The organism is Achromobacter sp. EB05, assembly GCF_044232075.1.
Classification (GTDB): Bacteria; Pseudomonadota; Gammaproteobacteria; order Burkholderiales; family Burkholderiaceae_B; genus Achromobacter; species Achromobacter dolens.
Genome location: NZ_CP155917.1, coordinates 2,541,382 through 2,555,702, shown reverse-complemented (window position 1 = coordinate 2,555,702; position 14,321 = coordinate 2,541,382). Strand labels below are relative to the sequence as shown.

13 protein-coding genes are annotated in these 14,321 nt (G+C 67.6%); 8 read left to right on the top strand and 5 right to left on the bottom strand.

The annotated features are described in order from the left end of the window. From AAID08_RS11715 to fliR, 8 genes are all read left to right on the top strand, one after another. Positions 1–1,356 carry a flagellar hook-length control protein FliK gene (locus AAID08_RS11715; protein ID WP_395757660.1) on the top strand — a complete coding sequence of 452 codons (1,356 nt, stop codon included), beginning with the start codon at positions 1–3 and terminating at the stop codon, positions 1,354–1,356. A gap of 170 nt (positions 1,357–1,526) precedes the next feature. Then, positions 1,527–2,135, top strand: a complete 609-nt coding sequence (locus AAID08_RS11710) for a flagellar basal body-associated FliL family protein (protein ID WP_035360305.1) — start codon at positions 1,527–1,529, stop codon at positions 2,133–2,135. 2 nt (positions 2,136–2,137) lie between these two features. Beyond that, positions 2,138–3,145 carry a flagellar motor switch protein FliM gene (gene fliM, locus AAID08_RS11705; RefSeq protein ID WP_006394458.1) on the top strand — a complete coding sequence of 336 codons (1,008 nt, stop codon included), beginning with the start codon at positions 2,138–2,140 and terminating at the stop codon, positions 3,143–3,145. Beyond that, positions 3,138–3,698, top strand: coding sequence for a flagellar motor switch protein FliN (gene fliN, locus AAID08_RS11700; protein WP_395757659.1), 561 nt, complete (start codon positions 3,138–3,140; stop codon positions 3,696–3,698). Before fliM ends, fliN begins: the two co-directional genes overlap by 8 nt. 13 nt (positions 3,699–3,711) lie before the next feature. Beyond that, positions 3,712–4,035, top strand: coding sequence for a flagellar biosynthetic protein FliO (gene fliO, locus AAID08_RS11695; RefSeq protein ID WP_116793262.1), 324 nt, complete (start codon positions 3,712–3,714; stop codon positions 4,033–4,035). 22 nt (positions 4,036–4,057) lie between these two features. Further along, positions 4,058–4,840, top strand: coding sequence for a flagellar type III secretion system pore protein FliP (gene fliP / locus AAID08_RS11690; protein WP_020927351.1), 783 nt, complete (start codon positions 4,058–4,060; stop codon positions 4,838–4,840). 9 nt (positions 4,841–4,849) lie between these two features. After that, positions 4,850–5,119, top strand: a complete 270-nt coding sequence (gene fliQ / locus AAID08_RS11685) for a flagellar biosynthesis protein FliQ (RefSeq protein WP_025138879.1) — start codon at positions 4,850–4,852, stop codon at positions 5,117–5,119. Positions 5,120–5,150: 31 nt separating this feature from the next. After that, positions 5,151–5,939, top strand: a complete 789-nt coding sequence (fliR, locus tag AAID08_RS11680) for a flagellar biosynthetic protein FliR (protein WP_054502848.1) — start codon at positions 5,151–5,153, stop codon at positions 5,937–5,939. A gap of 91 nt (positions 5,940–6,030) precedes the next feature. On the opposite strand, the gene AAID08_RS11675 is transcribed toward fliR, so the two are convergent. The 5 genes from AAID08_RS11675 to AAID08_RS11655 all read right to left on the bottom strand — a co-directional run bounded on the left by AAID08_RS11675 (position 6,031) and on the right by AAID08_RS11655 (position 14,232). Continuing rightward, positions 6,031–7,626: a PAS domain-containing methyl-accepting chemotaxis protein gene (locus tag AAID08_RS11675; RefSeq protein WP_054502849.1), complete on the bottom strand. Its 1,596-nt coding sequence runs from the start codon at positions 7,624–7,626 to the stop codon at positions 6,031–6,033. Between the two features lie 316 nt (positions 7,627–7,942). After that, complete coding sequence (locus AAID08_RS11670; RefSeq protein ID WP_175167455.1) at positions 7,943–9,673, bottom strand: methyl-accepting chemotaxis protein; 1,731 nt, start codon at positions 9,671–9,673, stop codon at positions 7,943–7,945. A gap of 138 nt (positions 9,674–9,811) precedes the next feature. Continuing rightward, complete coding sequence (locus AAID08_RS11665) at positions 9,812–10,285, bottom strand: hypothetical protein (protein WP_054504566.1); 474 nt, start codon at positions 10,283–10,285, stop codon at positions 9,812–9,814. Between the two features lie 29 nt (positions 10,286–10,314). Continuing rightward, on the bottom strand, positions 10,315–12,207 hold the full coding sequence (locus tag AAID08_RS11660) for a methyl-accepting chemotaxis protein (protein WP_395757658.1): 1,893 nt from the start codon (positions 12,205–12,207) through the stop codon (positions 10,315–10,317). 114 nt (positions 12,208–12,321) lie between these two features. After that, positions 12,322–14,232, bottom strand: coding sequence for a methyl-accepting chemotaxis protein (locus AAID08_RS11655; RefSeq protein ID WP_395757657.1), 1,911 nt, complete (start codon positions 14,230–14,232; stop codon positions 12,322–12,324). Positions 14,233–14,321: the final 89 nt, after the last annotated feature.

Here is a 14,321-nt window from a genome sequence, read left to right as displayed (position 1 = left end):
ATGACCGCTCCCCTGCCCACCCCCGCCATCGCGCCCGCCGCGCCGGTCTCGATCGCCGACACCCTTGGCGCCAAGGCCGCGCCGGCCACATCCAAGAAAGGTCCGTCCTTCTCGGACGTGCTGGCCCAGCAGCGCCCCAATCCGTCCGCCGACGCGCGTCCCGCCGCCAACGGCGGCGCCAAGACGCCGGCCAGCGGCAAGAATTCGGGTGGCGCCGCCGGCAACGCCGAGGATGCCGCCGCGCAGGCCATCGACAATGCCGTGCAGACTGCCGCCCAGGCCGAAGCGGGCGCGCTTGCCGTCGCCGCGCAGCAGCCGGCGGCGCCGGTGCTGCCGCAGCAGGCCCTGGAGATTGCCGCCCAGGCCGCCGAACAGACGCAGTTGGCGCGCGGCACCGCCCAGGCCGCCGCCACGGCCATCAGCGCTGGCGCCGCCGTGGTGCAGGCCGCCCTGACCGCCAACGATGCGATCGCCACGCCGCGCGCGCCGGTGCCCGCCACCGCGCAACAGGCCGAAGCCGCCGCCGCACTGGCCAGCCGCGATGCCCAGGCCGCCCTGCCGGTGGTCACCGCCGCGGCCAAGCCCGGCTCCGCCCCGGTCGCCGAGATCGCCGCCAAGACCGCGCCCGCCGGCGAATTGCCGCGCCCCGCGCCCGAACCCGCGCAGCCCCGCGCAGCCGACGTGCGCGTGGCCGCCGAACCGACGCCGGCCGCCCCCCACCATGTGCGCGCCGAAGAGGAATCCGACGCGCCGGTGCTCAGCACCGCGCAGCAGTTCCAGGTTCCGCAGCACGCCGCCAACGCCCAGGATCACCTGGCCCAGGCCATCGCCGCCGCCTCGCAGCGCCAGCAACCCGCGCCCATCCCCAACCCCGCCAGCATCGCCGTGCCCAACGTGCCGGTCGTGCTGCAGGTCGCCACCCCCGTGGGCGGCACCCACTGGGGCACCGAACTGGGCCAGCAGATGGTCGTCATGAGCAACAACGTGCGCCAGGGCACCCAGACCGCCGAACTGCGCCTGGATCCGCCCGATCTCGGCCCGCTGCGCGTCAGCATCAACCTGGCCGACGGTGTGGCCAGCGCGTCGTTCGTCTCGGCTCACGCCTCGGTGCGCCAGGCCATCGAAACCGCCATCCCGCAGTTGCAGCAGGCGCTGGCCCAGGCCGGCATCTCGCTGGGCCAGACCAGCGTCGGCGAACAGGCCGCGCAACAGGAATTCGCGCAGCAGAACGGCGGCGGTTCCCAGCGCCAGGGTGGCGGCAACGGCGCTGCCGTGGCCGACGGCGCGATCGATGGCCAGCCGGTCGCCGTGACGGCTTCGCGCAACGCCAATGCGCTGGTCGACACCTTCGCGTAACAATCGCGCGGCCCGCGGCCGGCAACGGTTGCGGGCGGTGCAGCAATAGCTTGAGATACACGGCTTTCGCCCTGTTTTTCGCCTCCAAGCCGGGGGCGCATTTCGGGCAGAATGCTTTCATCCACTAAGAATCCGTTTTCATCAGCGGCAAAACACGCATCGACACCGAGATGGCGACTTCCAAACCCACAACCATGCCGCCGCGCGGCGCGCTTCCGACACGCTCCGGCGGCATTGGCCGAATCCTTCGTCCGTTGCTCATGATATTGGTGCTGTTGCTGGTGGCGGCCGCGAGCGCGGGCGCGACCTGGTTCGTCGCGCAGCGCATGCAGCCGCAAGGCGGCGCGCCGGTGCAGTTGGGCGTCGGTCAGACCGGCGGCCAGCCGGGCCAGCCCGGCGCCGCGGGTCCGCAAGCCACGCCGACCACCTTCGTCGCCCCGCCCACCACTCCGGCCGCGGTGCCCGCGCCGATCTTCGTGCCGATCGAGGCCTTCACCGTCACGCTGCAGAACGCCGACACCGAACGCATCATGCACGTCGGCCTGACCCTGCGCGTCAGCGACGAACAGACCCGTATCCGTCTCGAAAAGTACATGCCTGAAGTGCGCAGCCGCATCCTGATGGTGCTGTCTTCGCAATCGCCCACCGGCGTGCAGACGCAACAGGGCAAGACCGACATGGCCAACGCCATCAAGCAAGCCGTCAACCGCCCGTTCGCGCCCCTGCCGGACGGCCAGTATGTCACCGACGTACTGTATACGGCGTTCGTGGTGCAATAAGCATGGCCTACGAGGCGTTTCTTTCGCAGGACGAAGTCGACGCGCTGCTGGCCGGCGTCACGGGCGAGAGCGACAGCAAAAAGGAATCCGCGGGCCCCAACGACGGCGCCCGTGCCTATGACCTGAGCTCGCCCGACCGCGTGGTGCGCCGGCGCATGCAGACGCTGGAACTCATCAACGAACGCTTTGCGCGCCAGATGCGCAGCGTGTTGCTGAACTTCATGCGCCGCAGCGCCGACATCACCGTCGGTTCCATCAAGATCCAGAAGTACGCGGACTTCGAGCGCAACCTGCCCGTGCCCAGCAACCTGAACATGGTGCAGATGAAACCGCTGCGCGGCACGGCCCTGTTCACCTACGACCCGAACCTGGTGTTCCTGGTCATCGACAGCCTGTTCGGCGGCGACGGCCGCTATCACACGCGCGTCGAGGGCCGGGACTTCACCACCACCGAACAGCGCATCATCCGGCGCCTGCTCAACCTGACCCTGGAGAGCTACGGCAAGTCCTGGGACCCCGTCTATCCGATCGAGTTCGACTACGTCCGCTCGGAGATGCACACCAAGTTCGCCAGCATCACCGGCAACAATGAAGTGGTGGTCGTCACCTCGTTCCACATCGAATTCGGCGCGACCGGCGGCGACCTGAACATCTGCCTGCCCTACTCCATGATCGAACCCGTGCGCGACCTGCTCACGCGGCCGCTGCAGGAAACCACGCTGGAAGAAGTGGACCAGCGCTGGTCGCAACAGCTTTCGCGCCAGGTGCGCAGCGCCGACATCGACGTGGTCGCCGAATTCGCGCGCATTCCGTCCAATATCCGCGAACTGATGCGCATGAAGGTTGGCGACATCCTGCCCGTGGATGTGCCGCAGACCGTCATTGCCCATGTCGACGGCGTGCCGCTGATGGAATGCGGTTACGGCGTCTTTAACGGCCAGTACGCCCTGCGCGTGCAGAACATGTTTACCTACGATACCGAATCTAACGAGGCCCCCGACCATGACTGACAAGAACGAGCCCGGCTCCGGCTCGTCCCCGGCCGACGACTGGGCCGACGCGCTCGCCGAACAATCCCGCGCCAATCCGCCCACCCAGGCGGATGGCCTGAAGCCCGCTCAGGACGACTGGGCCGCCGCCATGGCCGAGCAGACCGCGGCCACGCCGCCGGCCGCTGCCGCCACCCCGGCGCCTGCCCCGGCAGCGCCCGCCACGCCCGCCCCGACCGCGCCCGCCGCCCAATCGGCCGCGCAGTCGGTGTTCAAGCCGCTGGCCGGCGCCGCATCGGGCGCCGGCACCGATATCGACCTGATCATGGACGTGCCCGTCCAACTGACGGTCGAGCTGGGCCGCACCCGCCTGACCATCAAGAACCTGCTGCAACTGGGCCAAGGCTCGGTGGTCGAGCTGGACGGCCTGGCCGGCGAGCCGATGGACATCTTCGTCAACGGCTACCTGATCGCCCAGGGCGAAGTGGTGGTGGTGGAAGACAAGTACGGCATCCGCCTGACCGACATCATCACCCCGTCCGAACGCATCAACCGCCTCAACAACCGCCGTTGAAGCCACGCCCGTGATGAACGATTCCGCCCTGCTGCGCGTCATCATCGGCCTGGTGCTGGTGCTGGCGGCCATCCTGGCCGCGGCCTGGCTGGCGCGCCGCGCCGGCCTGACGCAGCGCGGCGGCGGTAACCTGCTCAAGCAGGTCGCCAGCCTGCCGATCGGCGCGCGGCAGAGCATCGTCGTCGTCGAGATCGAAAACACCTGGGTGGTCGTGGGCGTCAGCCCCGGCCAGCTCAACACCCTGCATACCCTGCCCGCCGGCGAACTGCCGCAAGCCGCGACCTTGCCCGCCGCCGCCTTCGCGGCCAAGCTGGGCCAGGCGCTCAAGCGCCGCTAGCCGGCGCGCGCATTTCCACACCATGAGCTTGCCCAACTCCCCTCGCGCCCGCCGCGGTGCGCTCCCCCTGCTGGGCGCCGCCGCCCTGCTGGGCCTGGCCCTGTTCCCCGCCGGCGTGGTGGCGCAGGCGACCCTGCCGGCCCTGACCGCGACGCCGGGCCCGGGCGGTTCCGAAACCTATTCGCTCAGCATGCAGACGCTGCTGCTGATGACATCGCTGTCGTTCCTGCCGGCGGCGCTGCTGATGATGACCGGCTTCACCCGCATCATCATCGTGCTGGGCCTGCTGCGCAGCGCCATGGGCACCGCGATGTCGCCGCCCAACCATGTTCTGATCGGGCTGGCGCTGTTCCTGACCTTCTACACAATGTCGCCGGTGTTCGACAAGATCTACACCGACGCCTACAAACCGCTGTCCGAGGGCTCGATCCAGTTCGAGGCCGCGGTCGAGCGCGCCGCCGGCCCGCTGCGCACCTTCATGCTGCACCAGACCCGCGAGAACGACCTGGCGCTGTTCGCCAACCTGGCCAAGCAGCCGGCGCTGGAGGATCCGTCGCAGGTGCCGCTGCGCATCCTGGTGCCGGCATTCATCACCAGCGAGCTCAAGACCGCGTTCCAGATCGGCTTCACCATCTTCATCCCGTTCCTCATCATCGACCTGGTGGTCGCCAGCGTGCTGATGGCACTGGGCATGATGATGGTGCCGCCCGTGACCGTGGCGCTGCCGTTCAAGCTGATGCTGTTCGTGCTGGCCGACGGCTGGAACCTGCTGATGGGCTCGCTGGCCCAGAGCTTCTATCAATAGGGAATCGCCATGACCGCCGAAACCGTCATGACCATGACCTACCAGGCGATGAAAGTCGCGCTGGCGATGGCCGGCCCGCTGCTGATCATCACCCTGATCGTGGGCCTGGTGATCAGCATCTTCCAGGCCGCCACGCAGATCAACGAAATGACGTTGTCGTTCATCCCCAAGCTGCTGGCCATGTGCGGCGTGCTGGTGCTGCTGGGCCCCTGGCTGATCGGCATCATGGTCGACTACATCCGCCAGCTCATCGGCCAGATCCCCGGCCTGGTGTCGTAGCGGCGCGCCGCCGGCCCCGGGACGCGTCGCCATGTTCTCCTTCACCATCGAGCAGCTCAATGGCTGGATCGGCCAGTTCCTCTGGCCGTTCGTGCGCATCCTGGCGCTGGTGGGCACCGCTCCCCTCTTCTCCGAATCGATCATCCCGGTCAAGGTCAAGATCGGCCTGGCCTTCGTGCTGGCGGTCGCCGTCAGCCCGGCGCTCGACCCCGCGCCACCCATCGCGCCGGGCTCGTTCGCCGGCCTCTGGATGGTGATGCAGCAAGTGCTGATCGGCATCGCCATGGGCTTTTCCATGCGCCTGGTGTTCGCGGCGGTGCAGACCGCCGGCGAATTCGTCGGCCTGCAGATGGGCCTGTCGTTCGCCTCGTTCTTCGATCCCAGCACCGGCGCCAACACGGCGGTGCTGTCGCGCCTGTTCAACATCGTGGCGATGCTGACGTTCCTGGCCCTGGACGGCCACCTGCTGGTGCTGGCGGCCCTGGTGCGCTCGTTCGACACCCTGCCGGTGGCGGCGATCCAGTTGCACCAAAACGGCTGGGGCGTGGTGGTGGAATGGGGCAAGACCGTGTTCGTGTCGGGCCTGCTGCTGGCCCTGCCGCTGATCTGCGCGCTGCTGACCATCAACCTGGCCATGGGCATCCTGAACCGCGCCGCGCCACAACTGTCGGTGTTCTCGGTGGGTTTTCCGGTCAGCCTGATCGTGGGCGTGGTGCTGCTGACCGTGGTGCTGCCCAATTCCGGCCCGTTCCTGGAATCGCTGTTCGAATCCGGCCTGTCGGCGATGAGCCGCGTGACGGACGCGCTGGCGGGCAGATAGCGCCACGACCGACGCCGCCGGCTTTGCCACGCGCAACGCGCCATGAAAAAGCCGGCCCGAAGGCCGGCTTTTTCATGCGTCCTTCGCAGACCTACTGCTGTCCGGTCAGGCGGAACACCCGGATGGTCTCGCGCAAGGTGCCCGACTGGTTGCCCAACTGCAGCACGGCGCCGCCCAGCTCCTGCACCAGCGCGGTGTTCTGCACCGTCATCACGTCCATCTGCGATACCGCGCTATCAACCTGCTCGATGCCGCTGGACTGTTCCTGGGACGCCTGCGAGATCTCGCCGATGATGTCGGTGACGCGATGCACCGCCGCCACGATCTCTTCCATCGTCGCGCCGGCCTGCTCGGCCTGGGCCGAGCCTTCGGTCACGCGCTCGACCGAATCCTCGATCAGGCCCTTGATCTCCTTGGCGGCCTGGGCGCTCTTTTGCGCCAGGCTGCGCACTTCGCCGGCCACCACCGCGAATCCCTTGCCGGACTCGCCGGCGCGGGCCGCTTCGACCGCCGCGTTCAGCGCCAGGATGTTGGTCTGAAAGGCAATGCCCTCGATGATGCTGACGATGTCGACGATCTTGCGCGAGCTGTCGGAAATGCCATGCATGGTGCTGACCACCTGGCCCACCGCGACACCGCCGCGACGCGCCACGTCCATGCTGCTGGCCGCGAGCTGGTTGGCCTGGCGGGCGTTGTCGGCGTTCTGGCGCACGGTCGAGGTCAACTGCTCCATGCTCGCCGCAGTCTGCTGCAACGAGGCGGCCTGCCCCTCGGTGCGTCCGGCCAGTTCCTGGTTGCCGCGGGCAATGTGCACCGCGGCCTGAGTCGTGCCCTCGATGCCGCGGTACACGTCCTGCGCGATGCCGATCAAACTCTTGCGCATGACCTCGAGCGAGAACTTCAGGCTGCCGATCTCGTCATCGGAGTCGGCCACGATCTGGGTGGTCAGGTTGCCGGCGGCGACCTGGCGCGCCATGTTGGCGGCGTCGACCATCGGATCCAGCAGCGAACGGCTCAGGCTCCAGCCCAGGCCGAAGATTCCGGCCACGCCCAACGCCAGCAGGCCACAGGCCAGGCCGGCGCCGGCGGCATCCAGCGAGGCCCAGTTGGCGTTCAGGCCATAGGCGCCGGCCGCCACGACGATGCCCGACGACAGCAGCGCGTGCCGGAACATGCGGCTGCGCACGTTGCGCTTGAACGGGAAGGCCAGCAAGTCCAGGCTGCGGCGCCAGCCGGCGCGCACCGGCCGGCCGCGCACGATGCGCACGCCGCGGGCGCGGCCTTCGCGGATGCGTTCGTACAGCGCCTCGGCCATCTCGATCTGTTCGTCGCTCGGCCGCACGCGCACCGACGAATACGCCACCACTTCGCCGTTCTCGACGATCGGCGTGGCATTGGCGAGCACCCAGTAGTAGCCGCCGTCCTTGCGGCGGTTCTTGACCAGGCCGAGCCAGGACTCGCCGGCTTCGAGCGTCTGCCACAGGTCGGCATAGGCTTCCGGCGGCATGTCGGGATGGCGCACGATGTTGTGCGCCTTGCCGATCAGTTCCTCGCGGGAGAATCCGCTGACTTCGATAAATGCCGGATTCGCGTAGAGGATGCGGCCCTTGGTATCGGTACGCGAGATCAGGTATTGATCCTCTCGCAGCTTGGTTTCCACGTCATTGACAGGAAGGTTTACGCGCACAGCTTGTCTCCGGTTGCATCATGGTGCAGCGAACGATCCGCGAAGGTCGACCCGGACCGGGTGCCCCGCCGCACCGCGTCCGCGCCGTGCCCCGGGGGCTGCGCATGCCGATGCGCGGCGCGACCTGGGCCGGTTCACTGCCCTTGTCCTGGGCGTTATGACCATGAACGGCAATATTTTCGAAAACTTAAGCTGTTCATGACAAAAATCAGACCCACATAAGACATTCGACCCGGCGGCCGCGAACGGGCGCCGGGTCGGCGGAAGCCGCGACCAACAGGCCGGGCTTCGCATCGCGGGGCTCGCGCCCCGATGATCAGTCCTGCGTCAGCGTCGGCGCCTGGTAGCCGCCCAGTTGCTGGGCCGGCACTTCAATCACTTCGCCCGCGTTGATCTTGAACACGGCCACCGCCTCGGCCAGCCGGTGCGCCTGTTCCTGCAGCGAGCCGGCCGCGGCCGCCGCTTCCTCCACCAGCGCCGCGTTCTGCTGCGTCACCTCGTCCATCTGCGAAACCGCGCGATTGACCTGGTCAATGCCGCTGGACTGCTCCTCGGACGCCGCCGAGATCTCGCCCATGATGTCCGTCACGCGCTTGACCGACGCCACGATCTCCTGCATCGTCGCGCCCGCCCGTTCGACCTGCTGCGAACCCGCGCCAACCTTGGTCACCGAGTCCTCGATCAGGCCCTTGATTTCCTTGGCCGCCTGCGCGCTGCGCTGCGCCAGCGAGCGCACTTCGCCCGCCACCACCGCGAAGCCCTTGCCCTGCTCGCCGGCACGGGCCGCTTCCACCGCCGCGTTCAGCGCCAGGATGTTGGTCTGGAAGGCGATGCCGTCGATCACCGACACGATCTCGGAGATCTTGCGCGAACTGGCCGAGATGCCCTGCATCGTGTTGACCACTTCGGCCACCGCCGAACCGCCACGCTCGGCCACGTCCGACGCGCTGGCCGCCAACTGGTTGGCCTGGCGCGCGTTGTCGGCGTTCTGCTTGACCGTCGAGGCAAGCTCTTCCATCGAAGCGGCGGTCTCTTCCAGCGAAGCCGCCTGCTCTTCCGTGCGGCTCGACAGGTCGGTGTTGCCGGCCGAGATCTCGCGCGAACCCACCGTGATTTCATCGACGCCGCGGCGCACCGTGGCCACCGTGCGCGTCAGGCTTTCCTGCATGCGCTTGAGCGCGGCGAACAACTGGCCGATTTCGTTGTGCGAACGCACTTCGACGCGGCTGGTCAGGTCGCCGGCGGCGATCTTGTCGAAATGCTGGCCGGCCTCGACCAGCGGACGGACCACCAGGCGGCCGAACAGCACGCGGCAGAACACCATCAGGGCCAGCGCCAACGCCACCGCGACGGCAACGGCCACCATGGCGCGGTTGAAGTTGTCCTCGGCCTGCTGGATCGTGGCTTCCTGCTGGTCGGCAATGTACTTGCTGAATTCGCCGATGGCCTCGATGAAGGCGGCGCTGCGCGGCGTGCCGTATTCATTGTTGACCATGTAGAAGGTCGAGTAGTCCTCGCTGCGCAGCGCTTCCACCATGGTGTCGACGCCGTCATCGATATACGAACGGTAGCGGCGCACCAGGTTCATCGATAGCTGGCGGCCGGTGTCATCCTGAAGCATGTTCTTCTGGAAGTCGGCGAAGCGGCTGCGCACGCCGGTCAGCAGATCGGTGGCGCCCTTGAGCGCCGCGGCCGCGTCGCGCGCCGAGTTCTCGCCGCTGCCCCAGCCCGACTCCTGCAGGTGGCGGGCCGCGACCATCAGGCTGACGCGGGCGCGCAGCATGTCGCTGTTGATCACATCCACTTGCTTGGAACGCTCGGTCAGCGCATTGACCTCGCGGATGGACTCGTAGTTATGCTGCAGGAAGAAGGCGGCCAGGCCGCCCACCGCCGCGATCAGCACCGCGAAGAATGCCATGACCCACAACAGCATCGTGCCGACGCGTGCGTCGCGCAGTCTCAGCTTGCGTTTCACCTTGGGCGCACGCGAGGCCTTTTTCTTACCGACCTTGCCTGACTTCGCTCCGGATTCCAGACTCGCTTCTATATTCTTTCCCCATCCCTCAGGTACAGCTCTGACCAAATGAAAAACCACCCTGGCGTGCCTTCCTGGCGGAAGTGGCACGCATCAGGGCGACGTACGCGGCGGCCTCCGGGGCCGGCACGCTCTCCGCGAAAACGGGACCTAACGGCCCTGGCGCATCGGCTCGGGCGACACGACGGCCGGCCCCGGTATGACGATGGTTTCCACCTGGACCTCCGGCGCGGGCTGCTGCGCCCATTCCTGACTGACGTCAGGCACAGGCGCGGGGCCCAGCAACTTCTGGCGTTCCCAGGGTTCCAGCAGAATATTGGTGCTGTCCACGAGGCGCATCAGGCGGCCGTCGGGGCCGAACTGCAGCAGCGCTTCCTTGCGGCTGTACAAGCCGTCCGGGACAAACGTGATCTTGAAGGACCAGAGGGCGAGGAAGGTGCCGTCGGTCTGCTTGTAGAACTTGTCGGGCGGGGCGGTGAGCGCCCGCGAGGCTTCTTCCAGCGTCGTCTGCCCCGGCGTCAGGGTCGACAGCTTGCCGGGGTCGAAATTGTGGCCCGTCGCCGAGCAGCCGACGATCAATGCCGTGATCGCCGCTGCCGCCAGAAGATGTAGATAGCCTCGCATACCTGCCCATTTACCGGTCATTGCCGGCGTCAAAAAGATTCCCAGTCATCGTCTGCCGGCGCCTGGCGGCGGGTCGCCGCCGGCGTCGCCGGTTTGGCGTCGTTTGCCGCGGCCGTGGCCGTGGCGGCGCGCGGCGCCGGACGGCGCAGCGGACGCGCCGCGCTCGCCGCCTCCGCCCCGGACGCCGGCTTGGCGCGCGGCGCGGTGTGCGTCAGGCGGACAGCCGGCGCGGCCTGGCGCGGCGCCGGCTCGACGGGCGCCGCAGCTTTCTGTTGCGCGGGCGCCGTTTCCTCGACCGTCGGCGCAACCACGCGCGGGGCGCTGCGCTGCTGCGCCAACTGGCGCGCCGGCACCTCGATCACGTCGCCGGCGTTGATCTTGAACACGGCCACCGCTTCGGCCAGGCGCTGCGCCTGTTCCTGCAGCGAGCCGGCCGCGGCCGCCGCTTCTTCCACCAGCGCCGCGTTCTGCTGCGTCACCTCGTCCATCTGCGAAACCGCGCGATTGACCTGGTCGATGCCGCTGGACTGCTCCTCGGACGCCGCCGAGATCTCGCCCATGATGTCCGTCACGCGCTTGACCGACGCCACGATCTCCTGCATCGTCGCGCCCGCCCGTTCGACCTGCTGCGAACCCGCGCCAACCTTGCTCACCGAGTCCTCGATCAGGCCCTTGATTTCCTTGGCCGCCTGCGCGCTGCGCTGCGCCAGCGAGCGCACTTCGCCCGCCACCACCGCAAAGCCCTTGCCCTGCTCGCCGGCACGGGCCGCTTCCACCGCCGCGTTCAGCGCCAGGATGTTGGTCTGGAAGGCGATGCCGTCGATCACCGACACGATCTCGGAGATCTTGCGCGAACTGGCCGAGATGCCCTGCATCGTGTTGACCACTTCGGCCACCGCCGAACCGCCGCGCTCGGCCACGTCCGACGCGCTGGCCGCCAACTGGTTGGCCTGGCGCGCATTGTCGGCGTTCTGCTTGACCGTCGAGGCAAGTTCTTCCATCGAAGCGGCGGTCTCTTCCAGCGAAGCCGCCTGCTCTTCCGTGCGGCTGGACAGGTCGGTGTTGCCGGCCGAGATCTCGCGCGAGCCAACGTTGATCTCGTCGACGCCACGGCGCACGGTCGACACCGTGCGCGCCAGGCTTTCCTGCATGCGCTTGACCGCCGCCATCAGGGCGCCGATCTCGTTGGTCGATTGCACCTCGACGCGAGTGGTCAGGTCGCCGCCGGCGATCCGGTCAAAGCTCTCGCCGACGGCCCGCAGCGGCCGCAGCACGACGCGGTTCATGAACAGGAAGGCGCCCAGCGACACGGCCAGGATTACCAGGACCAGCGCGAGGTAGACATACGCCATGACCGCGCCCTCCGAGCGCGACGCCGCCACCCGCTCTTCGCTATAGGTGGTGATCGCGGTCGCGAATTCGGTCAACTGCTTGGAAAACGCGCCGCTGGCCGCGGCGGTCTTGGTGTTCTTCAGGTTCAGGTATTCGGCGTTGTCCCCCCGGTCCAGCGCGCCCAGCATGGCCTGCAGGCCTTCGGCAAAGCCGTTGAACGAGGCCAGCAGTTGGCCTTCGGCGGCGCGGCCGATATCGGTGGTCTTTGGAATCGCCTTGAACTTCTCGAGCTTGGCCTTGCCGTCGGTCAGCAACTGCTGGACGATGCGGGTGTTCTCGGCCGCGCCCGCCTTGTCGCCGGCGGCGCGCTGGGCCGCGGCGATGTCCGCGCGGATGGTGGCGCGCAGCATCTGCACATAAGAGTCCTTGACCAGATTGCTCTGCTGGACGCTGAGGCTATCCAAAGCGTTGATCGCTTCGGCGTTGGATCGCATGCTGTTCCAACCCAGGGCGATGGCAACCAGCGCGGCCACGGCGACTGCCAATTGGGCAAGCATCAAACCCGTGCGCACCTTCAGATTGCTTAACATTTTCCGATATTTCCGGTAACCGCCGAGGCGACATGTTGACGTCGCCCCGTCGTAAAAGGGATGTGTTTTCTACTACCTATTCAATGCAACAAAAAACCTTGGCCGAACACGCCGTCAGAAGGATTCCCAATCGTCATCCGCCGGCGGCGCTCGGCGCGAGGATGCCGGGACCGGCTTGACCGCCTTGACGTCGGTGGCGTCGCTGGTCTTGACGACCGGGCGTCGCAGCGGACGCGCCGCGGTGGCGCCGCTATTCGGGGTGGGCCGGGCGCGGGCCGGCTGGGCCAGGCGCGGCGCCGGCGCGGCGGCGGGCTTGGCCGCACGCTGGGCCGGTTCAGCCGCCGCTTCCGGCCTCGCGGCCGGCGCAGCCACGGCCGGAGCCGCTGCCGCAGGCGCGTTTTCTTCCTTCGGCGCCGACACACGCGGGGCGCTGTGCTGCTGCGCCAACTGGCGCGCCGGCACCTCGATCACGTCGCCAGCGTTGATCTTGAACACGGCCACCGCCTCGGCCAGGCGCTGCGCCTGTTCCTGCAGCGAGCCGGCCGCGGCCGCCGCTTCTTCCACCAGCGCCGCGTTCTGCTGCGTCACTTCGTCCATCTGCGACACCGCGCGGTTCACCTGGTCGATGCCGCTGGACTGCTCCTCGGACGCCGCCGAGATCTCGCCCATGATGTCCGTCACGCGCTTGACCGACGCCACGATCTCCTGCATCGTCGCGCCTGCCCGTTCGACCTGCTGCGAACCCGCGCCAACCTTGGTCACCGAGTCCTCGATCAGGCCCTTGATTTCCTTGGCCGCCTGCGCGCTGCGCTGCGCCAGCGAGCGCACTTCGCCCGCCACCACCGCAAAGCCCTTGCCCTGCTCGCCGGCACGGGCCGCTTCCACCGCCGCGTTCAGCGCCAGGATGTTGGTCTGGAAGGCGATGCCGTCGATCACCGACACGATCTCGGAGATCTTGCGCGAACTGGCCGAGATGCCCTGCATCGTGTTGACCACTTCGGCCACCGCCGAACCGCCGCGCTCGGCCACGTCCGACGCGCTGGCCGCCAACTGGTTGGCCTGGCGCGCGTTGTCGGCGTTCTGCTTGACCGTCGAGGCCAACTGCTCCATCGAGGCCGCGGTCTCTTCCAGCGAAGCCGCCTGCTGTTCGGTGCGGCTGGACAGGTCGGTGTTGCCGGCCGAGATCTCGCGCGAGCCGACGTTGATCTCGTCAACGCCACGGCGCACCGTGGCCACCGTGCGCGTCAGGCTCTCCTGCATGCGCTTGACGGCGCCGAACATCTGGCCGATCTCGTTGGTGCTGCGCACATCGATGCGGCCGGTGAAATCGCCGCCGGCAATCTTCTCGAAATGATCACCCGCCTCGTGCAAGGGGCGCAGCACCGTGCGATTGATGAAGATCCAACAGCCGATCGCCAGCAGCGCCGCGATAACGAGCAGCGCGATCGTGACACTGCGCGAGATGTTGTGGTCCACCTGGGCTTGCGCCGCCAACTCATCAGTGCGTTTGTCGACGAAGTCCAGGTACTTTTCGACGGCTTCGCGGAACTTGGTGTTGACGTTGCTGGCGGCGTCGTTGAGATTCAGGTAATCCTGGATCGCCATGTTCGCCAGGGCCTTGGCCTGGCCCTTGAGCACTGCGTCGTATTCCTTGAGCGCGACGTCGACCGCCTGCCCCAGGGCTTCCGTGCCCGGCAACTGGGGCGCCTTGCGGAACTCGTCCATCATCTTGAAGGCATCCTGCATCAGGCCTTCGGAACGCTTGGCCTGGGCGGTCGCCTGTTCGGTCTTGCCCTGCTGCATGTCCATCAACGAGGTGGACAACAGCAGGCGCGCGCGCAGGAAGACGGTATAGGCACGAGTCAGCGGCACCGCCTGGTCGGTGTAGGCCGCGTTGATCTGGTCCAGCTTGTCATTGCTGGAATTCAATCCCATCCAGGCCACGCCATTGGATGCGAACATGGCACCCGTGAAGAGCAACAGCACCAGGATGATGCAGGTGCGAACTTTCAAATTGACAAGCATGAAATATCCGAGCGTTAAGCGTGTGAAACGACAAAATTCCTACCCTGTACGCACACACGGACGCTCCGGCATACCACCGGAAGCGTCCG